Origin of the sequence: Psychrobacter sp. Pi2-1 (genome assembly GCF_904846645.1) — a bacterium.
In the GTDB taxonomy this organism is placed as follows: domain Bacteria; phylum Pseudomonadota; class Gammaproteobacteria; order Pseudomonadales; family Moraxellaceae; genus Psychrobacter.
In genome coordinates, this window is the sequence record NZ_CAJHBO010000023.1 from 16,613 (window position 1) to 38,698 (window position 22,086).

Below are 22,086 nucleotides of genomic sequence, written 5' to 3' on the forward strand. Positions count from 1 at the left end.
ACTATAATATTAATAATTAGGGAGAGCGTACGATGAGCAATGCTAAAAATGACGAGTTAAGAAGAGAGATTGATGGTCTAGAAAAGTCCATGCATGATGCTGATCAGTTTCATACGTTAGAAGAGCAAGTAGCAGATATGAAACGCCGCGGTATAGATCCTAGCAAGGCCTACAAAGATTTAGACAGTAAAGCGGAAGATGAAGATTGGGGCGATGCGACTTGGAAAGAAAACGGTAAGTGGGAGCCAAAAACGGCAGCCGATTTAGACGACAAAGCTCGCGAAAATTGGAATGGTGACAATGGTCAGCCTAAGTCACCACCTATTGTCTAGATACGTATTTTGAGTCAATCAGATAAGTTCTACTAATAACTATCTATAAATAAAAAAGCCACGCTACTATTAGCGTGGCTTTTTTGATGCATTTAAATAGTATCACTTATCTTGCTACTACGAACCTTGGTCTATACGAACAAGTTTGATGGTGCCATCGGCGTCAGTAACGCGGCGATAACGTGTATTGCCAGAAGTTGACGAGCTCGCTGATGGCTGAGATGAGTAGCTACTAGGAGCAGTCGTTTGCTGCTGAATCAATTGTCCCATGCGATCGGCAGGTGCAGTGTTCAGAGGTTTGCTGTTTGCAGGTTGGCCGTATTGAGTTTGACTCGGCGCTGCATTACCAACGATGGCGCGATAGAACTTCTGGCCTGCGCGTCCGTCAGCTGGGAAAATACCGCGACTAGTCTGGTATTGCTGGATAGCAGTACGAGTATTGTCTCCGATGATGCCATCTACACCGCCGATATCGTAACCTGCGTTTAACAACGCTTGCTGAATGTCCTTGGCCTGCTGGCGGCTAATACCAGGATCGTCTGTTGGCCACGCAGTGATAAAGTCTGTTTTGCTGCTGTCTTCGCGAGTGATTAGATCTGATAAGTGTGCGATAGCCAGTGCGTAGTTTTCTGAGGCGTTATAAGAGTAGAAAGTATCGAAGTTTTTACCCACCAAGAAAGCAGGGCCTTCCATACCAGCGGGTAACAATAAGCCTGCACTGCTCAAGTCATACGGTAACGGACTGCCATTAGCCAACGTCAGACCTTGGTCGCGCCAGTGGCTTATTGACTTTTTGTCTTTACGATTCGAAGCGGCCCAAAATCCATCAGGTAGTTTGACTTCATAGCCCCAAGGCTCACCAGTACGATAGCCGCGATTGTCCAAGAAGTTTGCGGTAGAAGCGAGTGCATCAGGTACGCTATTGACCAAATCACGACGTCCATCACCATCGAAATCTACTGCCAATTCTAAGAAAGTACTCGGCATAAACTGCGTCTGTCCGAAGGCACCTGCCCATGAGCCTGTCATATCGTTTGGTGCGATATCACCGTTTTGCACGATTTTTAGCGCATTGGCGTACTCACCTTGGAAGTAGCTTTGACGACGATCGAAACAAGACAATGTCGCTAAAGACTCAAATAATGGTTTTTTACCTAGCGTTTGACCAAAGTTTGATTCTACGCCCCAGACACCGAGCACGTGCTCAGCTTTTACGCCATAACGCGATTCGATTTGACGTAGCGTCGATCCCCATTGACGCTTGGCTCGGATACCGTCCTCGACACGCTCTTTGTCTACCAATGCTGATAAGTAGTCCCAGACGTCTTTTTGAAACTCTGGTTGATAATTCAGTGACTGAATGACACTAGGATCAGGCTGGCTTGGGCGATAGTTATTAAAGGTATAACCATCAACACCGCTAAACTTGCTAGAGTTTTTTAGATTGTCCAGACACTGTTGAAACTCGCTATTGGATAAATCAGGTGCTGGCGGCTGCGCAGCTTGAGCAGTGGTAGCAAGGCTGATGCCGACAGCAACACTAAGCAGCGACAAAGTAGAAAAAGGAGTCAAACGCATGAAAATATCCTATAAACGTTAAAATAGTTATCGAAAGGCAAAAAATGATATTAACGTAGAGTAACCAATCTAAACAGTAAAGAAAAGCTGTCGAAGTACCAAGGTTATAAATGGTTACGATAAATTGACGCTGCCGTGAGATTAGAAGAGGATTTCATAGAGCTGAAAATGCAAAGCGTCAGACAGTATTTCAACTCGAGGACTATTCCTTAGAAGGTATAACCTGTTTATTTGGCTAGCACACTATCCAGCTCGTCAATAAAGCTATGAATACGTGCCGCATTTTTGCCCAAATCGCTCTGTCCAACTCGTGACTTACTGCGAATATCAACCAAGCGCTCGCTATCGTTGTCAGTCACACGAATGATCACATCATCCTTAAAGCCAAACCAAGCAGTCGTCTCTGTTGCTTCGATGATGCCTTTATCGGCATCAGTATTGACCAGATCCCACCCTAAATTTTCTATGGCTTGTTTAGCTGCTTTGATCAGTTCAGGCTTTGAATTGGCATAGGTCAATGTTTGCAAATCAGGGTAGGCAGTACGTTGTTGTTCAGCCACTTCTGCGCCGGCGTATTCAACAGGATTTGACGCATCTATACGTAGTGGTGCAATCGCGACAAACTCAGGCGGGTTGACTAAATCGGTAGAAATATCGTGAATAGGCGGTACATTTTTGGCCGTATTCATCATGCCAAGCGGGACAACGATTGCAGTGACAGCAAGTACGGCTGAGGCTAGTGCGCTCCCAATACTGGCTGTATTGCGTTTAAACAATAGCTGTATAGCCAACAATACCAATGCTGCGATACCAGCAAATAACCCAAATTTAAACCCTGTAAACGCAGTGCCTAACTCTACAACGCCAAACTTATACAATGGACCTGCCAGAGCAACTAGCAGAATAGCAGTTACACTCATTAGACTGACTAGCATTTTCATTCAATTTCTCCATTGCCATTTAGCGGCTTGTTAAAGGTTATATGAGTTTTTTATTTACTGCTCAATAGCCAAACCTGTTCTGTGACGGTGATATCAGGTGCAGAACCTATAGAAGAAGGCACGCTTGCTAGCTCATAGATTTGGTAGTGAGCGCTATAATACTGCTCTAATTGTTCGTTATTAATAGAGAAGGGTGGTCCATTCTTTTTACGCTGATCGTAATTTAGCGTGAGTAAAAGCTGCGGTGTTATTTCATTGTTAGCACCATTAATTTTACTGGTATCGCTACTAAGTTTCCGCACTTGCTCACTATATCTCACACGCATATCGTCTGGTAGGGCGATTAATGCCGCTTTATCATATACTGCATTAATAGAACCAATATCTTTAGCGGTTAATGAAAAGATATCAGCGACCCATAAAGTGATGGTCTGTCCCGACAACTGACCTTGATAGTATTTCATCGTTGGATTGTCTGCCTGTTGATAGACGGTAGGTTCGATGTTTTGCTCAGCAAAGAATTCTTGTACGGCTGTTTCGACCAACTCAACGCCCACCACGTCATAGCCTTGTGTCGCTAGCCAAACCATATCAATAGATTTACCACAAAGCGGCACAAAAATTCGGCTACCCGCAGTTAGATTGAGGCGGTTAAAATAATCAATCAACAATGGATTGACCGCAGATTGATTGAATCCAATGCGACCTTCTTGCCAACGTTTTTGCCAAAACTCAGGGTTCATACTGCAATCCTCTATCTGCAAGTTTTTGTATATAGATTTAGCTTTGATAATGTTGATTGGTCATGTCAAAGGCATAAATAGTAAAAAGCCAAACACCTATAGTATAAGTGTTTGGCTGGTATACAACATTAGGCTAAGAAATTTTTTGAATAAATAACGTTTTATTCAATTTATCTAACCCTCATTTAACTAACCATATATTTGCTAAATTCTTTGCGCAGTTTAGCGAGCTTTGGTGGTATTGCAAAGTTGCAGTAAGCCTGTCCTGGATTTCTGTTGAAGAAATCTTGATGTGAGTCTTCTGCTTGATAGAATTCAACGGCAGGATGTACTTCTGTCACCACATTGACACCCATATCGCGTAACTTGTTAATGGTACGGTCAACGGTCGGTTTTTGACTATCTTCAGTGTAAAAGACCACGCTACGATACTGACTACCGACGTCATTGCCTTGACGATCCATCGTGGTGGGATCATGCGTGGCAAAGAAGACATCGAGTATCACTTCTAACGGGACGATAGACTCATCAAATTCGACTTTGATGACTTCGACATGGCCAGTTGTACCACTACAGACAGCTTCATAGTTAGCAGAGACAGCATCGCCGCCCATGTAGCCTGAGACGACAGATTGCACACCTTTTACCGATAAAAATACAGACTCAGTGCACCAGAAGCAGCCGCCACCTAATACGATCGTTTGCATAATTTTTTCCTATTATTATAAATATGGGGTAAGCGCTATATTTGGTAGTGATGCTCTCGTTTTTCAATGCTTCTTTCAAACGTCTCATTACCCTTGGCACTATTTATTCAGCTTAGCAGGCAAGCCAAAGGCGATAAGTAACAAACAGTAATGTTATAATGGGCTTTTGCTATCTTACTTCTTTATCAACTGATAATGACAAGCGAAACCACCAAGCAAAAGTCATCCAGTAATTCTTAATTTCAGTTCCATTCTAAAAAACGAGTCGTCCCATGAGCCAATCCCAGCCTGCTATCAAACATGACACCCTATTTGATAAACCGTTTACTACGCCACTGGATAAGGCCGCACGCTTTTCATTTGACGAGCAAGTGGTGGCTTGTTTCCCTGATATGATTCGCCGCAGTGTACCTGGTTATGGTCAGGTGCTGGCGATGCTACCCATATTCGCCCGTCGTCATTGCAAGTATCGTCAGCAGAGCGATAGCGGTCAACGCGTTAGTCGTGTTTATGACTTGGGCTGTTCATTGGGCGCAGCCAGTATGACGCTAGCGGGTGAATTCGACCCGCAAGACTTACAGATTAAAGCAATTGATATCTCACCAGCGATGACGACCGAGGCGACCACGCTACTGAGTGAGAATTATCCTGAGCATGACATCGAAGTAATCACTGCAGATATCCGCGATATTGAGCTTGAACCGTGCGATATGGTGATTTTGAACTTGACGCTACAGTTTTTGCCAGCTGCTGATAGGGTCGCAGTATTAGAGAAGATTTATGCGGCATTGAGCGAAGGCGGCATATTGGTACTGACTGAAAAAACTCATGCCTTTGACGAGCAGTATGATGCGTGGTTGGTTGAGCGTTATTATGACTTTAAACGTGCGAATGGCTATACCGAAATGGAGATTAGCGGCAAGCGTAATGCATTAGAAAATGTCCTCATTACTGATACCTTAGATGAGCATCATGCACGGTTAGATCAAGTTGGGTTTGCGCGTCATCTGACATGGTTTCAGTTTTTGAACTTTGTTTCTATTGTGGCGTTTAAATAATTCTTACCTTTAACACAGTTATTTCTTAATCAATACGGTAACCTGCTTTTATGCTCAATGACACTATCATTAACGCCGAACGCGAACTATATCTAACCCTACTAGAGCTGGCACAGCAGCAGCCGAGCGCTTATGAATGGCTCAAACAATTACCAACGTGGCTAGGTGATATAAAAGACAAAGCGAACTATGCGCACGCGCCTGCCTACCAAGCGTCAGTTGCTCGTTTGCCAAACTTAGCTGTCAATAACGTCGATCTAAACAGCGATACATTGACGATTGAGGCAGATCTAAATGAGTCTCAGCGCAAGCAAACAATGGCACTATTAAAGCAGTTGATGCCATGGCGTAAAGGCCCATTTCAAATTGGCGGTCAAATCGGCGATGATGAGTCAGGTATTAAGATTGATACCGAGTGGCATAGTGATTGGAAATGGAAACGTGTTGCGCCGCATTTGAGTAGATTGGATGGTCGCCGCGTATTGGATGTGGGCGGTGGCTCTGGTTATCACGGCTGGCGCATGGCAGGGGCGGGCGCAGATACGGTTATTATTATTGATCCGTCATGTTTGTTTTATCATCAGTTTATGGCGATTCGTCATTTCGTTGGTGCCGCAGATGCTCATACTCATGGTACAGGTAACTATCGGACACATTATATTCCTGTACCGCTTGAAGCGTTACCTGAGCACAGTCAGCTGTTTGATACCGTATTTAGCATGGGTGTGCTGTACCATCGCCAGTCACCGTTTGAGCATTTACAACAGCTTAAAGGACAGTTAGTCAAAGGTGGTGAGTTGGTACTTGAGACGTTGGTGATTGAAGGTGATGCCAATACTGTACTGGTGCCGCACGACCGCTACGCGCAGATGAATAACGTCTATTTCTTACCATCGGTGGCGGCATTAATTGGCTGGCTGGAGAAAGCAGGGTTTACAGACGTGCGCTGCGTCGATGTAGCAGTCACCTCGACTGAGGAACAACGACAAACCGAGTGGATGACCTATCATTCGTTAGCAGACTTCTTAGATCCTAATGACTCGACTAAGACCGTCGAAGGATATCCTGCCCCCATGCGTGCGACTTTGATTGCCAAAAAATAGCATTAATGGTGGTAGCTAACGTAAGGAAAGCATTATGAAGACATCAAAGACTTTGATTGTAGCTACCATCAGCTTGCTATCGCTACCTGCCATGGCAGGTTATGGAACTGTATCCGAAGGCTGGGGCTTTGTACAAGACGACTGGCAAGTGGTTTGTGATAATACGCGGACTTGTCGAGCGGCTGGATACGTAAGTGAAGCGCTAATAGATACGCCTGCTTCAATATTGCTCACAGCGTTGCCAAAAGTAGCTCTGCCAAAAGTGCAAATTCAGTTTATCTCAGAAGTGCCGCTAGATGAGCTGAAGCCTGTTGAGCTTTGGCTGAATAATAAAAACTATGGTCTGCTGCAGCCCAATAAAGAAGACAATCTACTATACGACTTATCAGCCAAGCAGACCCAAGCACTGCTTGATCATGCTCGTATCGCGACCAAGATAGCAATTAGAGCAGGCGACAACCACTGGCAGATTAGCGATAAAGGCATGTCGGCAGTATTGCTCAAGCTGGACGATGAGCAAGGTCGGGTAGGGACGCCGATAGCATTGGTCAGTAAGAATAATCCAAATCGTCAACGTCCTAAAGCAGCTTTGCCAAAACCAATTATTCAAAAAGCATTTGCATATTCAGCAAAAGACAACAAAACACTTGCTCCATCAAAGCTGGCGTATTTTCAGAAAAATATTGATAAGTGGATTGATATTAATGCCGAGCAGCTTATAGGGTCTAAGGACGTGATGGGCGACTGTGAGCTAATCAACCCAAAAACTGAAACATATCAGCGAATGTCAGAGTATGGTTCTACGATGCTTGATTGGGACTTTATACCGGTTGATGATAGTTATATGTTAGCCACGCATACTTGCTGGCTAGGCGCTTACAATTTTAGTAATGGCTATTGGCTCATTGATAATGCAAAACCTAGCAAGCCTATGCTTATCACAACAGCAGGGAATGATTATTTTGATGGTGAGATTTCCGCCACTCACAAAGACCGAGGCATTGGTGACTGCTGGAATCGTACTGCATGGATATGGAATGGTAAAACATTTGCTAAGAGCGAAGAGTCTAGTACAGGAATGTGCCGAGGCTTTGCTGGTGGAGCGTGGGACCTACCAACGTATGTGAGTCAGGTTATAAGAAACGATGCTAAGGCTCAGTAGCTTTTTCGATTTAAAAAGGCATTGATCTAAGGGGCTTTGATTCAAAAGCCTTGATTTAAATGACTGACACCTTATAAAGCGCAGCAGTCATAAGCCATATATTACGTTTTTAGTTTTGCTACTTATGTCCTAACCTATATCAAAGGATAGTGATAAAAATGGCTAATTAGATTAACCATTTTTTGAAAGCAACTTCCATGACTATCTTTAGAATAAAACCAACAGAACCTGCGCCTAGAGCTAAGAATATCCAAAAAGTACCAGCGCGCCCAGCATCAGACGTTTTAGAGATATCCCACATAATAAAAAACAAGAAAGCGATGAATATCGGCAACAAGACGTACAGTCCCCAACTGGTGACAGTACTGGCGGCAATAGCAAACATGGCGTAATCCTATAATAGAGTAGTAACGTGCCTTCTATATTTTAGAAGAGCCGTACAAACCATTATTATAACGTGGAAGCAGTCAGGTATAAACGACTGCCCAGTATTGAGCAACAGTAACGCTACAATTCACGTTATGAGTTATTTATCAGTTTTGCATCATTGATATTAGTCAGCCCAAATCCTGATAACGGTAAGATTTTAGTGCTAATTTTGGCGCAAATGGTGCAATAAAGTGCAAAGATTGTTATATTTACAGGTTACTTACCTTTTACATTATTCTATCCCTGCAATATCGGTCGCTATTATAATAAGCAGTTATCGATTGCTCGCATTCGCACCGTTTTTGTTGTTTATTTAATTGAGTTCAAATTCCTATGTCACAAGCCCAAATTGATACGCTTGCATCCCTATTTAATGATGCAATTCAAACCCTACAAGCAGATGGTACGCTACCAAGCGATTGGCAAAACAACAGTCAAATTACCCGTACGAAAGATTTAAGTCACGGTGATTTTGCCAGTAATATCGCGCTAACGGCAGCGAAAGCGGCCAAGGCTAATCCGCGTCAACTTGCTGAAAAAATCGTTAGCGCATTGCCTGACAATCAAGATATTCGCCAAGTAGAAATCGCAGGCCCAGGGTTTATCAACGTATTTTTAAACTCGGAAGCTAAATTTTCTGTATTGGACGATATCTTCACATTGCAAGATCGCTTTGGCTTAAGTAATCAGTTTGACGGTCAAAAAGTCCAAGTTGAATTCGTTTCTGCTAACCCAACGTCAAGTCTGCACGTCGGTCACGGTCGCGGTGCTGCATTTGGCATGAGCGTTGCTAACCTGCTAGAAGCTATTGGCTATGACGTCACGCGTGAATATTATGTCAATGACGCTGGTCGTCAAATGGACATCTTAGCCACCAGTACATATTTGCGCTATCTACAGCTAAATGGTGAAGAGATAACTTTCCCAGTTAACGCCTATCAAGGTGATTATGTCAGTGATATCGCCCAAACACTAAAAACACAGCATGGCGATAGCTACGTACATAGCTTTGCAGACGTTGCCAAAGATGTGCCAGAAGACGCTCAGTTTGAGATTAATGCTGATGGCGAAAAAACCGTCATCTCAGGTGATAAAGAAGCGCATATTGATGGCTTGATTGCCAATAGTAAGTCTTTGCTAGGTGACAGCTACGCGTTATTTTTAAATGCAGCATTAAGCAGCATTTTGGCGGATATCAAAGACGACTTAAACGACTTTGGCGTGAGCTACGAGTGCTGGTTTAGCGAGAGATCTATCGATAGCGAGATTGAGCCTGTATTACAGATACTAGATGACAAAGGCTATCTATATGAAAAAGACGGCAACATCTGGTTTAAATCGACCGATTTCGGCGATGAGAAAGACCGTGTTGTACGCCGTGCCAATGGTCAATCGACGTATTTTGCTTCTGACATCGCTTATCATAAGAACAAGTTTGATCGCGGCTTTGATAAAGTCATTAACGTTTGGGGCGCAGACCACCATGGCTATGTCCCACGCGTAAAAGCCGCTCTACTAGCTCTTGGGATTGATGCTGAACGTCTGGATGTGGTGCTTGTACAGTTTGTCGCGTTATGGCGCGGCAGTGAAAAAGTACAAATGTCTTCGCGCTCAGGTCAGTTTGTGACCTTGCGTGAGCTACGTGCAGAAGTTGGTAACGATGCTGCACGATTCTACTACGTAGCGCGTAAGCCTGAAGTGCATGTTGATTTTGACTTAGAACTTGCCAAATCACAAAGCAAAGACAATCAAGTGTATTATATTCAGTATGCTCATGCGCGCGTTTGCCGCGTGTTAGAAAAACTGGCAACTTACGATTTGACCGTAGATGATGCCATCGGTTTGGCACATCAAGACTTGCTAAGTGCGCCCAATGAAGACGAGCTGATTAAACTGTTAGCAGGCTATCCAGCGACGTTACTTCGCGCAGCGACTGGTTACGAGCCGCATGTCTTGACCAACTACCTAAAAGAGCTAGCGGCATTGTTCCATGGTTGGTATGACACCAATCGTATCTTGCCAATGAGCTTGACGTCAGGTGAAACGCCAAGTCAGGATGAGCTAGACTTAATGCAAGCACGTTTGCGTCTGTCAAAAGCCGTTAGACAGGTATTGGCAAATGGGCTTAGTCTGCTAGGCTTGTCTGCACCGTCTAGCATGTAGTACTTTTCTAAAATGTGACATGAGTATAGACAGCTGATAGCATTAATTCGATGATGATAGTTAAATCCAGTAGGGAGAACGAGATCCATGCTAGCCAAAAAACCTAAAGGCGCAACAGAAAAGCGCAAATCAAGTAGCGTATCAGGCTTATTGTGGATGTTTGTTGGGGCCGTATTGACCCTTATGATCGGGGTGTTTATCTACCTCTCACCATTATTCAATTTCAGCCCCGCTGATGGTAGTGCTGAGAATGACCCTGATCGCCAAGTACAGCCACGTGTGGATACTGATACCGACAATGGGGATTATGAGTTCTACGATATTTTACCAAATCAAGAGATGGCAACCATCCCTGATGAAGATATCGCTGACATTGATAATGATCAAATAGATGATATCGGTGCGTTTGAACCAGACGTCGTCGTGACTCAACCAGAGAGCGATGCAGGCAGTACAGAAAGTACGGGCAGCTTCGGTGGTTCGGAAAATGCGCCTGTCGAACCTGCTGGTGCTAATAATGCTGGGTCGAGTGAGGATATCGTTGTCGTTGAAGAAGATGCAACCTATGATGGTACGCCGCCTGCTACTAGCAACGCTACAACCCGTAACAACAATACAGCAGCAGGTACGGCAAGCATCCAAGCTGCTAAACCTGCGGCGACCTACATCTTGCAAATCAATAGCTTTAGTGATGCAGATGAAGCGGATCGTCGCCGTGCGCAAGTACTGATGGCAGGTGTCGATGCTCGTGTGGTCAAAAACACGACGGGTAATGGCTTGCCAATTTATCAAGTCATCTCACGTCCTTTGAATAACCGTCAAGCAGTTACGACAGCACAGCAGCGCCTACAGAACAATGGTATAGACTCTATTATCGTTGAACAGCGTCGCTAGGTTCAGTCGTTTATAGTTATTGTATTTATAAAACAAGCGTCGTAATGGCGCTTTTTTTATCTCTTTATTTTATTAAAAGCTTTCTAGCTGTTTTATCCTATTAAATATCCATTAAGAGTATGGTTATGACCGTATCTAACTCAGTAACACCGCAAGCAAGCATTATTAAAGCGTTCTTTCAAAAGTACTTTATCGATGCTTTTACTGGTATGGCTCTCGGGCTATTTGTCACGTTGATCGCAGGTCTGATTATCTCGCAAATCGGTGGTTGGTTAGATTTGTCAGCATTGGTCGCGGTCGGGAAACTTGCCTCGATATTAATGGGTGCTGGTATCGGGGTAGGTATCGCTTACTATCTCAAAGCACCAACGCTAGTGATGCTTAGCTGCCTTGTGGCAGGTATGCTTGGTGCTCATTCCGAAGCACTAATGGCAGGCACGCTTTTTACGCCGCAAGTGGGTGGGCCTGCAACTTTTGTAGCACTGCCGGGCAATCCAATTGGCGCTTATCTGACTTCTGTGTTTGCTTATCGTGCTGGCACTTGGGTCGCTGGTAAGACGAAGCTTGATATTTTATTGGTGCCATTGGTTGTATGCGGTATTGCTCTCTTAGTTTGCGCTCTGCTTAATCCGCCTATCGTAGCAGGGGTCGCAGCTATCGGTCAGGGTATTCATGCCGCTACTGAATTACAGCCACTGCTAATGGGTATCGTCATCGCTGTAGTGGTTGGTATTTTATTGACGCTACCAACGTCGAGTGCAGCCATTTGTATTGCTATTGGGCTTGGTGGCTTGGCGGGCGGGGCAGCAGTGGTTGGCTGTGCCGCGCATATGATTGGTTTTGCTGTTGCAAGTTTTAAAGACAATGGCTTTAGTGGTGTCATCTCTCAGGGCTTGGGCACCAGTATGCTGCAAATTCCTAACGTGCTCAAAAAACCTATCGTTCTACTGCCTGCTGTCATTGCTAGCGCTATCGTTGGGCCTATCGCAACCGTTGGTTTTGGATTAGCTTGTACGGCGACAGGTGCGGGTATGGGTACCGCTGGTTTGGTCGGTGTGTTTGGGGTGATTGAGGCGTCACAAGAAATCATGAGCACGGGACAGCTGTGGACAGCGATTATTCTCCTGATGTTTGTATTGCCTGCAGTGATTGCAGGGTTAGTGGCTTACATCATGCGCCGTATGGGCTGGTTAGTCGCTGGTGATATGAAGCTGCCTTAATTCTCGGAATGTTGAACTAAAATATCATCAACAATCTTAAAACTTAGTCTTATCCTCAATCAATAATGGCAACTCTCAAGAAGCCCAGCTACGACTATAGCTGGGCTTTTTATATATAAACCCATCAATTTCTTGTGATATAGGGAATGTTGATAACCTACTATTTAACGGTCTTTAGCTTCTTATGACGACGTGGTTTTAGTTTGCGGGACAGTTGATGGAAGTCGTTCAGTACTTGACTGTAATGTGATGGGAATACCCGCTGAATGGCATCAATCATTTTGGCATCGTTACCAATTAAGCAACGCTGCTGATTGGTCGCAGCGGCATGTAAAATAATCCAAGCTGCTTCGCTGGCATCGAATTTTAAGAATTTGTTAAAACTTCTAATGGCTTTGGGTCCAGTACTCATGCCAATATCATGGATGCTCTCATTACCGCGCGCACTGTTGGCGATATTGGTTTTGATGCCGCCCGGATGGATACAAGTCGCAGATACCCCGCAGTTCTGGATATTTAGCTCTTGGCGTAAGCTCTCTGTGAAGCCGCGTACGGCAAATTTGCTAGAGTTGTAGGCTGACTGTGATGGCTGAGCGGTCAAACCAAATAGACTTGAGATATTAATAATATGTCCATGCTCGCCAAACTGGCTCTGTTTAACGCTGTTTTTGATTAACGGTAAAAACGCCTTAGTGCCGTAAACCACGCCCCAAAAATTAATGTTCATTACCCATTCAAGCTCACTAATACTACTGCCTTCGACAATAGAGTAGAGCGCAACACCTGCATTGTTAAAGATAAAATTTACTTTGCCATGATCGCTCATGACGCTATCAGCCCATGCTTCCACGGCTTTATTGTCTGACACATCGAGTACGGTCATAGTGACGTTGACATCATAATTAGCAAGTAACTGTTTGGTCGCTGCCAGCTGTTCAGGATTGATATCTGATAGTGCAACATGACAGCCCATTTTTGCTAAATGAATAGCCAGCTCACGCCCCATACCAGAGCCTGCGCCCGTAATGGCAGCGACGTGGTTGCGATAGTAGGATGCAACGTCTGAGTCATCCAATGAAGTATGGTTAGAAGAAAACGGTAGATGTTGGCGCAATGAAGTCGCCATAGCAGTCACATGGTTGAGCATAATAAACAATCCTTTGTCTTATTAATCATATGGGTTGTACGGGATATATCTTGCGGTATATAGAAATAAAGTATAAAGGTTAAAACAGTCTATCTACATTAGCATGGTTTACACTGATGTCTGCTAGCGATTGATAAACGCTGCTGTCATTTCGAAGTAGGTGCAATGAAAATTGCCAATTTTCAGTAGACGAGTTATCTAGTAGGCAAGTTGGTTAAATAATAGGCATAAAAAAGCGCCTGAGCTAATTTAGCCAGACGCTTTTTTAGTAGTCCGCTAATGATAACGGACTGTATATATCAACTATAAATTAAGCAATTTTAGGTACTTTACCTTCATTGATAACATCAGCATCAACCATTACAGTTTTAGCATTTTCCATAGAAGGCAATTCATACATAGTCTCAAGCAGAGCATTTTCTACGATAGAACGTAGACCACGAGCACCAGTCTTACGCTCCATTGCTTTTTTGGCGATGGCATCTAGGGCTTCTTGAGTAAAGCTAATTTCAGCACCTTCCATGTCAAACAAGTACTTGTACTGTTTTACCAGTGCGTTCTTAGGTTCGGTCAGGATTTGTACCAAGGCTGCTTCATCTAGCTCTTGCAGTGCCGCAAGTACTGGCAGACGACCGATCAGCTCAGGAATCAGACCAAACTTGATCAAATCTTCTGGCTCGACTTCTTGTAGCAAGTCTGAGCTACGACGGCTATCATCTTTTGAGCTGACATCAGCGTTAAAGCCGATACCGCCTTTTTCGGTACGCTGCTGAATGACTTTATCAAGTCCAGCAAATGCACCACCAACGATGATTAGGATGTTGCTAGTATCAACCTGTATCAGCTCTTGCTGCGGGTGCTTACGACCACCGTGCGGCGGGATAGCAGCCACAGTGCCTTCGATCAGCTTTAGCAACGCTTGCTGTACGCCTTCACCTGAAACATCACGGGTGATAGATGGATTGTCGCCTTTTTTACTGATTTTGTCGATTTCATCAATATAGATGATACCTTGCTCAGCTTTGGCCACATCATAGTCAGAAGCTTGAAGTAGCTTTTGTACGATGTTTTCAACGTCTTCACCAACATAACCAGCTTCGGTTAAGGTCGTGGCATCAGACATCGCAAAAGGTACATCTAGCAGACGAGCTAAGGTTTGCGCAAGTAGAGTCTTACCGGAACCAGTAGGACCGATTAGCAAGATATTACTCTTAGCCAATTCTACCATTGCATCATCAGCGCCAATTTTGGCTTTCTTGCTGTCGTTGGCTAGCGTTTGGCTAACTTTTAGACGTTTGTAATGGTTATAGACGGCAACAGCCAATGCTTTTTTGGCAGCGTCCTGACCGATGACATATTCATCAAGCTTGGCACGCAGCTCTTTTGGCGTTGGTAATTTTTTATTGACCCAAGAAGTGTCTACTTCGCTATCGTCATCACCGTGCTCTGCGCTGTCTGCGATTAAGTCAGTACATAGCTCGATACATTCATTACAGATATTGGCATCGTCAGCAGCAATCAATTGCTGTACATCGCTTTTGGCTTTACCGCAAAACGAACACTGCGGGGTATTATCTTCTGCCATAAAAGGCGCTCCTAAAATTTAAAACTGGTTAGTTTATTTGTAGTATGTCGATTATCGTATCAGTTCAATGGTCATACCTTTCAATAGGTCAGGTATGACATTGATAACGGTTTACTGTACGGCAAATAAACTATAAAAGGTCTTATGACTGCACTCTCAATAAAGAGGCATCACGTTAATGCTTAGATTACAAAGATTCAGGGCGACGCTCTAATACTTCGTCAACCAAACCATACTCTTTGGCTTCTTGTGCATCTAACCAATAATCACGCTCAACGTCTTTTTCGATTTTCTCTACTGGCTGCCCAGTACGCTCAGCTAAGATACTATTTAGACGTGCGCGAGTTTTAAGGATTTCACGAGCATTAATTTCGATATCCGTTGCTTGACCCTGCGCGCCGCCTGATGGCTGGTGAATCATAACGCGAGCATTAGCAAGTGAATAGCGCTTGCCTTTTTGACCAGCGGCCAATAGGAATGAACCCATGCTATAAGCACCGCCCATACAGATAGTAGATACTTCAGGTTTGATGAAGTTCATGGTATCAAAAATAGCCAAGCCAGCGCTTACTGAACCACCTGGTGAATTGATATATAAATGGATATCTTTGTCAGGGTTTTCAGCTTCTAAGAATAGCAACTGGGCGACGATAAGGTTAGCCATGTTGTCTTCGACCTGACCGGTCAAAAAGATAACGCGCTCACGTAATAGACGTGAAAAAATATCAAACGAGCGTTCACCGCGTGAGGACTGTTCAACCACCATAGGTACTAAAGCCGCTTGTGTGGTCTGTACTTCTTTGTGCGCACTCATCAGCATATCAAAATGCGGGTTGGCAGTGATGCGATCATAATCTGTCATAGAAAAGTCCTATCGATAAATGTATAAAATAAAAATGGATTGAATGATTTTATTGTCTAGTAGTTTTTGACTAATGGGTTGTTTATAAGGGGGCTGCGCTCACTATTCAAGCCTATAAAACGGGTTTGTGCATAAAATAGCTGAAAAATTGACCCTCTGATATTGCTAGGACTCATTGCTTATATTGAAACTTATAATAAAAATGCGTCTAGAAGTAGATAAATACTATCTTATCTATTATCAAGTCGTACAGATATTGATAGTACCTGTATCGACAGTATCTGTATCGATACAAATAGCGTAAATCATGTTTGACCTGACTTTTTAACATAGAATACCTGATTAATAGCCCTACAATCCACTTATCTTACTGACTAAGCCTGCAAATAGTTATGCGTTTAGTATTTTTGCTTATCTAATGTCCTCAGAGGGTATTGCGCTAACAATAACGCTAAAAAATGCACTGTTATGGTCAAAATGTACTGTTTTGGTGCAAGTATCTGCTGATTTTATAAATGACTGAGGCTCAAAAAACGTTTAGAAAATAGTTGGGGGTATAGTGTTATTTTTATCATTTAAGTTAAATAGAAAAAAGCACAGACAAATCAAAGTTTTGAGTCGGTAAGGTTTCTTATTTGATTACCTGCTATCAAGAGTTGGCACAATGCTTGTATCAATAAAAACATTGACGCTTTTATTTATCGTGGTGCGTTAGGCACGATAAATGGTGTACGCTGTACTCCTTCGCTGTTATTCTGACATTGCTGTCGCTAATGAACTGTAACTAACGATTGGCAATAGAGTTCTTAACACATAGCAAATGATAGCTGCCACATAAAACACTGAAACATATTTAATTGGTAAATGAGTATATAAAATGAGTTGGGCCTCTTCTTTAGCATTAAGCTTTGACACTATTAGCAGTACAAGTACGGCCAAAGAAGGTACGGCTGATAACTCAAAAACGCGGCTTTATCATCGTAAGCACACGGGTGCCTTGATGGTACAGCGTGCTCTGTATCCTGAGTCAAGCGTACAGCAGGGTATTTGTCACATACTAATGTTGTACCCGCCAGCAGGTATCGCAGGTGGCGATACGCTGTCCATAGACCTAAATTTAGATAGTGGTAGCCACGCTGTTATCACCACACCAGGTGCAGGTAAATGGTATGGCAAAGACAGCGTCAGTCAAAAACATAAAGCTCCGTTAGGCGACGACGTTACTCACCGAAGTATGAGCCAAGACGAGATAGCTGCCTATGCGAGCCAACACGTACAAGCCAACCTCGCAGCAGATACCCGTCTAGAATGGCTGCCGCAAGAGAGTATCATTTATAACGAAGCCAATATGCATGCAGTGAGCCGCTTCGATTTGAAAGATTCCTCTAGTCTACTGACATGGGAGATTAGCGTATTTGGGCGGCAAGCTTACGACGAGCAGTTTTTGCAAGGGCGTTATCATACTGGATTGAACATCTACCGAGATGGTAAGGTTATCGTTGCTGAGCGAGTGGCACAGGCAGCGCAAAATCGCTGGTTTACCTCAAATTTAGGATTAGCGAACCAGCATATTTATGGCTCGTTTTGGGCAATACCCAGCTTAAGCGATGTCCATGACAATCTTGCACTCTCCGCGTCACAAACCACGCAATCGACCGAAACTGCCCAAGCAACTATCAAGCAGTCATTAACCCGCTATCTAGATAATACTGTCGTAGCATTACGTCAAGTCATTGCTCAAGCACAAATGCCTGTCTACTGCACTCATAATTGCCAAGCGATCAATATCCGCTACATCGGCTCAGATGTACGTGGTTGTTTTGAAGCGTTTTATCAGCTGAGAGAAGTCTTGCGAGATCATTGGTGGCAACTTGAACCTTGTCGTCCACGTATTTGGGACACATAATACGGCCACTTTTAATAATGAAACTAAGATATATTGCGACTGTTTTTAATCGATATCAAATGCTTTGAAAACCTCTAATCTGCTATAAATATAATGATAAGTACAATAAGGAACTGTCATGCACCTGACCCCAACAGAAAAAGATAAACTCATGCTATTTACCGCGGGTATGGTGGCTGAGCGCCGCAAAAATCGCGGTGTTAAGCTTAACTATCCCGAAGCCATCGCTTATATCAGTATGCTGCTGATGGAAGGCGCACGAGATGGTAAAAGAGTTGCTGAATTGATGAGTGAAGGTGCTACGTATTTGTCTGCTGATGATGTCATGGAAGGTGTCGCAGAGATGGTAGATGAAGTGCAAATCGAGGCGACCTTTCCTGATGGCACCAAACTGGTCACGGTACATAATCCTATCGTGTAACGCTGTATACCATTGTTATAGCACTGAAATGCTCACTATAAAATAAGGCGGCTACCATGCAAGCAGGTGAATACCATATCCAAGACGGCGATATTATCTTAAACCAAGGGCGACAGGTACAGACCATCAGTGTCAGCAATACTGGTGATAGACCTATCCAAATCGGCTCGCATTATCACTTTTATGAAGTCAATGATGCCTTGAGTTTTGAGAGAGAGCAGACTCGGGGTTTTCGTCTCAATATTATTTCTGGAACCGCCGTACGTTTTGAGCCGGGCCAATCGCGGGAAGTCGAATTGGTAGCATACGCTGGCAAGCAAGATGTATATGGTTTTGCTGGGCGTGTCATGGGCGCAGCTCATCCAGACAAAGCATCAGAGAGCGTCACTGATAAAAAGGTAACTACTACTTCGCAAAAGCGAGTCAGTCGTCGTATTTATGCTGAGCATTTTGGTCCTACAACAGGCGATAAAGTCCGTCTTGCCGATACCGAGCTTTGGCTACAGGTTGAAGCAGATTTAACCAGTCATAAAGATACTGCTGTTGATCAAGCAGATACGTCGCAAAGTGGTGAAAGTAGCAGCAAGCCTATTGAAATTAAAGGTGAAGAAGTTAAATTTGGCGGTGGTAAAGTCATCCGTGATGGTATGGGACAAGGACAATTGCTAGGCGCGGAAGTTGCCGATACAGTTATTACCAATGCATTGGTCGTTGACTATACAGGCATCTATAAAGCGGATATCGGTATCAAAGATGGCCGTATCAGTGCCATTGGCAAGGCGGGCAATCCTGATATCCAGCCTGCCATCGATATTCCTATTGGCGGAGCTACCGAAATAATCTCTGGTGAAGGCAAAATCCTGACAGCAGGTGGTGTCGATAGTCATATTCATTTTATCGCACCCCAGCAGTGTGAGACGGCGCTTATGTCAGGGGTAACGACGATGCTAGGCGGCGGCACGGGGCCAGCTCAAGGTACGCTCGCTACTACTTGTACACCAGGGGCGTATCATATTTCCTCAATGCTAAAGTCTACTGACAGTATCCCTATGAATATTGGGCTGCTAGGTAAAGGCAATATGAGTGTACCAGAACCTATTGCTGAACAAATCGAAGCAGGTGCCGTGGGACTAAAGCTACATGAAGATTGGGGTACAACGCCGCAAGCTATTGATAACTGCTTGAGCGTCGCTGATGACTATGATGTGCAGGTGGCCATTCATACCGATACTTTAAATGAAAGTGGCTATCTTGAGAGTACGCTCGCTGCTTTTAAAAACCGCTGTATCCATACTTTTCATACTGAAGGGGCGGGCGGTGGCCATGCGCCCGATATTCTAAAGGCCATTGGTGAGTCGCATGTGCTGCCATCATCTACCAATCCCACTCGACCATATACCGTCAATACGATTGATGAGCATCTCGATATGCTGATGGTTTGTCATCACCTGAGTCCTGCTATTGCTGAAGATGTCGCCTTTGCTGAGAGCCGTATTCGTCAAGAAACTATCGCCGCAGAAGACATCTTGCATGATTTGGGCGCTATCTCGATGATGAGTAGTGACTCACAAGCGATGGGGCGGGTGGGTGAAGTAGTCATCCGTACATGGCAAACCGCACACAAAATGAAAGTGCAACGTGGCCATCTAGCGCCAGATCCAACAGCGACCATTGAAGATGAGCAACAGTACATCACTTTGACAGACTATGACCAAAGCGCGGATAACGACAACTTTCGTATCAAACGCTATATCGCAAAATATACGATAAATCCTGCGATTACTCACGGTATCAGCGATATGGTTGGCTCAATCGAAGTAGGTAAATGGGCAGATATGGTGCTGTGGTCGCCTAAATTTTTTGGGGTAAAACCTGAGTGCATCATCAAAGGTGGACTTATCGCTGCGGTGCCGATGGGCGATATCAATGCCTCTATTCCCACCCCTCAGCCTGTACATTATCGTCCTATGTTTGCGTCGTACCCAAAGTCAGTCGCCCAAACCAGCATTACCTTTATGTCGCAAGCGGCGATCGACAAACAGGTGGATAAACAGCTCGGGTTGACCAAAGTCATTCAGCCAGTACATGGCATCCGTAAAATTCGTAAAAGCGATATGCGCTTTAACAGCTACTGCCCAGATATGGACATCAATCCTGAGACTTATGAAGTACGCGCTGATGGTAAGACACTCACCTGTGAGCCAGCTGATGTATTACCCATGGCACAGCGTTACTTTTTATTTTAGAGCTTATGATGCACGTTTATAGGGTCTCTAGGACAGTGAGCCATAAACCATGTATGCCAATGAACAGTTGGTTTCTTGAGTGAGATCGTATCTTTAGTCCCAACACTTTTACCATCAATACTATTGACCAATAGTTTGAGCAATAATTAGCAGAGCATAATATTTATGAAAATATTTAATACCCGTCTAAGTACGCCTAGCGATGTCCAAAAAACACAATTGGCAGAACAGTATAAAGCCGACGATTACCTGCTATTAGACTTTGATACTCGTCAGCATTCCCGCTTTAGAGCCATTACTGTCTCAGGTGAGGCAGTTGGTGTTGACCTGCCTCGTACTGGTGTATTGAAAGGCGATGATGTCCTTATCAATGAATCAGGGGAGTTGATGCAAGTTATCGCCAAGCCACAAGCGGTGACTAAGGTGACGGCTGCTAATGACTTTTTACTAATGAAAGGCGCTTATCATTTGGGCAATCGTCATGTGCCATTGATGTTTGACCACAGTTTTGATCAGGGTGAGGCAGGCTATGCCTTGTATTTTGAAAATGATCATGTACTTGCACAAATGTTAGAAAACCTTGGTTTGCATATCGAGTCTACGTCAGTGCCATTTGAGCCTGAGACAGGTGCTTATCAAAAGGGCCAAGGGCATTCACATGGACACTCTCACTCCCATGCACATTCGCATAGTGACTCTCATAGTCATCAGGAAAGTCATGACCATAGTCATGATGAAAGCCACAGCCACGGACATAGCCATAGTCATCATGATGCGCCTGTAGGTCGTTCAAATGATGGTTGATACCAGTGTCCAGCCTACTGATTCAGTCCAACTTGGACAGCTACTGATGCTAGTATCTAGCAATTTGCCGATTGGTAGTTATACCTATTCGCAAGGCGTAGAGTCAGCGATTGAGTCAGGGGTTGTCTCTGATGAAGCCAGTACCCTTACATTTATGCAGGACTATCTAGCGCTTGCGGTTGTTGGCTACGAGCTGCCTGTATTAGGGCTAATAATGTGTGCACTAAGCCAAGGTAATGAAGCGCTAGCGGCAAATCTAGCACACGACTATCACGCTAGCCTAGAGAGTAAAGAGTTTGTACTGGAGTCGCAGCAGCTGGCACAGGCGATGGTGTCTTGGCTCAACGAAGTATTGAGTCTTGGCATACCGGCCGAAATACCTGAAGATGGATTTTTGCCGCTATTTGCTCATATTGCTCAGCATTGGCAGCTGCCATTAGCGCAGTCGATGACTACTTATGGATTTGCGCAATTAGAGAATATGGTACTCGCCGCTGTGAAGACAGTGCCGCTAGGACAAATGGCGGGTCAGCGTATTCTGTGGCAATTGCAAAGCGATCTGGGTGCTCAGGTTGATGCTCTAAGCGATGATGTGCAACAGGCTTTTGATACCTTAAACATGTCGACAAACATGAGCAATACTTTAGGTCATAGTGAAGAGTCAGACTGTCAGCAGCTATGCCAAGACCTCTATAAATCGCTTAATATCTCGAATAACTTGCCCAATTTGGCTATTCTCTCAAGTATGCATGAGGAGCAATACAGTCGGTTGTTCCGCTCATAAC

20 protein-coding genes are annotated in these 22,086 nt (G+C 44.2%); 12 read left to right on the forward strand and 8 right to left on the reverse strand.

The annotated features are described in order from the left end of the window. Positions 1-32 precede the first annotated feature (32 nt). Positions 33-332, forward strand: a complete 300-nt coding sequence (locus tag JMX91_RS11475; RefSeq protein ID WP_201549246.1) for a hypothetical protein — start codon at positions 33-35, stop codon at positions 330-332. 117 nt (positions 333-449) lie between these two features. Here the strand turns inward: JMX91_RS11475 and JMX91_RS11480 are convergent, their stop codons facing one another. The 4 genes from JMX91_RS11480 to msrA form a co-directional block, all read right to left on the reverse strand. Then, on the reverse strand, positions 450-1,910 hold the full coding sequence (locus tag JMX91_RS11480; protein ID WP_201549248.1) for a lytic murein transglycosylase: 1,461 nt from the start codon (positions 1,908-1,910) through the stop codon (positions 450-452). Between the two features lie 227 nt (positions 1,911-2,137). Next, a complete protein-coding gene (locus JMX91_RS11485; protein WP_201549250.1) occupies positions 2,138-2,851 on the reverse strand; it encodes a DUF1499 domain-containing protein in 714 nt (237 codons plus the stop codon). 50 nt (positions 2,852-2,901) lie between these two features. Further along, complete coding sequence (tmpT, locus tag JMX91_RS11490) at positions 2,902-3,594, reverse strand: thiopurine S-methyltransferase (RefSeq protein ID WP_201549251.1); 693 nt, start codon at positions 3,592-3,594, stop codon at positions 2,902-2,904. A 185-nt stretch (positions 3,595-3,779) separates the two neighbouring features. Then, positions 3,780-4,301: a peptide-methionine (S)-S-oxide reductase MsrA gene (gene msrA, locus JMX91_RS11495; protein ID WP_057761837.1), complete on the reverse strand. Its 522-nt coding sequence runs from the start codon at positions 4,299-4,301 to the stop codon at positions 3,780-3,782. 272 nt (positions 4,302-4,573) lie between these two features. On the opposite strand from msrA, the gene cmoA reads away from it, so the two are divergent. The 3 genes from cmoA to JMX91_RS11510 are packed head-to-tail and all read left to right on the forward strand — an operon-like array spanning position 4,574 to position 7,624. Next, positions 4,574-5,359, forward strand: coding sequence for a carboxy-S-adenosyl-L-methionine synthase CmoA (cmoA, locus tag JMX91_RS11500; RefSeq protein ID WP_201549253.1), 786 nt, complete (start codon positions 4,574-4,576; stop codon positions 5,357-5,359). A gap of 50 nt (positions 5,360-5,409) precedes the next feature. Continuing rightward, positions 5,410-6,462 (forward strand): tRNA 5-methoxyuridine(34)/uridine 5-oxyacetic acid(34) synthase CmoB, encoded by a 1,053-nt coding sequence (gene cmoB, locus JMX91_RS11505; protein ID WP_201549255.1) that lies wholly within the window; start codon positions 5,410-5,412, stop codon positions 6,460-6,462. A 34-nt stretch (positions 6,463-6,496) separates the two neighbouring features. Further along, positions 6,497-7,624 (forward strand): DUF1176 domain-containing protein, encoded by a 1,128-nt coding sequence (locus tag JMX91_RS11510; protein ID WP_201549257.1) that lies wholly within the window; start codon positions 6,497-6,499, stop codon positions 7,622-7,624. Positions 7,625-7,790: 166 nt separating this feature from the next. Here JMX91_RS11510 and JMX91_RS11515 read toward each other — a convergent pair whose 3' ends face one another. Next, entirely contained in the window at positions 7,791-8,009 is a 219-nt protein-coding gene (locus tag JMX91_RS11515) for a DUF2788 domain-containing protein (protein ID WP_071002875.1), read from the reverse strand. A gap of 377 nt (positions 8,010-8,386) precedes the next feature. Between JMX91_RS11515 and argS the strand changes: the two genes are divergently transcribed. The 3 genes from argS to JMX91_RS11530 all read left to right on the forward strand — a co-directional run bounded on the left by argS (position 8,387) and on the right by JMX91_RS11530 (position 12,330). Next, positions 8,387-10,216 (forward strand): arginine--tRNA ligase, encoded by a 1,830-nt coding sequence (gene argS / locus JMX91_RS11520; RefSeq protein ID WP_165597600.1) that lies wholly within the window; start codon positions 8,387-8,389, stop codon positions 10,214-10,216. Between the two features lie 87 nt (positions 10,217-10,303). After that, entirely contained in the window at positions 10,304-11,110 is an 807-nt protein-coding gene (locus JMX91_RS11525) for an SPOR domain-containing protein (protein ID WP_201549258.1), read from the forward strand. Between the two features lie 125 nt (positions 11,111-11,235). Next, the gene (locus JMX91_RS11530; RefSeq protein ID WP_227679398.1) at positions 11,236-12,330 is read left to right on the forward strand and encodes a PTS transporter subunit IIC; all 1,095 of its coding nucleotides are present in this window, start codon (positions 11,236-11,238) and stop codon (positions 12,328-12,330) included. 160 nt (positions 12,331-12,490) lie between these two features. Here JMX91_RS11530 and JMX91_RS11535 read toward each other — a convergent pair whose 3' ends face one another. The 3 genes from JMX91_RS11535 to clpP form a co-directional block, all read right to left on the reverse strand. Beyond that, positions 12,491-13,477, reverse strand: a complete 987-nt coding sequence (locus JMX91_RS11535; RefSeq protein ID WP_227679399.1) for an SDR family NAD(P)-dependent oxidoreductase — start codon at positions 13,475-13,477, stop codon at positions 12,491-12,493. 310 nt (positions 13,478-13,787) lie between these two features. Further along, positions 13,788-15,062, reverse strand: coding sequence for an ATP-dependent protease ATP-binding subunit ClpX (clpX, locus tag JMX91_RS11540; protein ID WP_201549260.1), 1,275 nt, complete (start codon positions 15,060-15,062; stop codon positions 13,788-13,790). Between the two features lie 187 nt (positions 15,063-15,249). Further along, complete coding sequence (gene clpP / locus JMX91_RS11545; protein WP_197411852.1) at positions 15,250-15,876, reverse strand: ATP-dependent Clp endopeptidase proteolytic subunit ClpP; 627 nt, start codon at positions 15,874-15,876, stop codon at positions 15,250-15,252. A gap of 925 nt (positions 15,877-16,801) precedes the next feature. Here clpP and JMX91_RS11550 point away from each other — a divergent pair. The 5 genes from JMX91_RS11550 (at position 16,802) to JMX91_RS11570 (ending at position 22,085) form a co-directional block, all read left to right on the forward strand. After that, complete coding sequence (locus tag JMX91_RS11550) at positions 16,802-17,830, forward strand: urease accessory protein UreD (RefSeq protein WP_201549261.1); 1,029 nt, start codon at positions 16,802-16,804, stop codon at positions 17,828-17,830. Between the two features lie 118 nt (positions 17,831-17,948). Beyond that, positions 17,949-18,251 carry an urease subunit gamma gene (gene ureA / locus JMX91_RS11555; RefSeq protein ID WP_057761815.1) on the forward strand — a complete coding sequence of 101 codons (303 nt, stop codon included), beginning with the start codon at positions 17,949-17,951 and terminating at the stop codon, positions 18,249-18,251. 56 nt (positions 18,252-18,307) lie between these two features. After that, positions 18,308-20,497 (forward strand): urease subunit alpha, encoded by a 2,190-nt coding sequence (ureC, locus tag JMX91_RS11560; protein ID WP_201549262.1) that lies wholly within the window; start codon positions 18,308-18,310, stop codon positions 20,495-20,497. Positions 20,498-20,662: 165 nt separating this feature from the next. Then, on the forward strand, positions 20,663-21,301 hold the full coding sequence (gene ureE / locus JMX91_RS11565; protein WP_201549263.1) for an urease accessory protein UreE: 639 nt from the start codon (positions 20,663-20,665) through the stop codon (positions 21,299-21,301). Next, positions 21,291-22,085, forward strand: a complete 795-nt coding sequence (locus tag JMX91_RS11570; protein WP_201549265.1) for an urease accessory protein UreF — start codon at positions 21,291-21,293, stop codon at positions 22,083-22,085. Before ureE ends, JMX91_RS11570 begins: the two co-directional genes overlap by 11 nt. The last annotated feature ends 1 nt before the right edge of the window (position 22,086 follow it).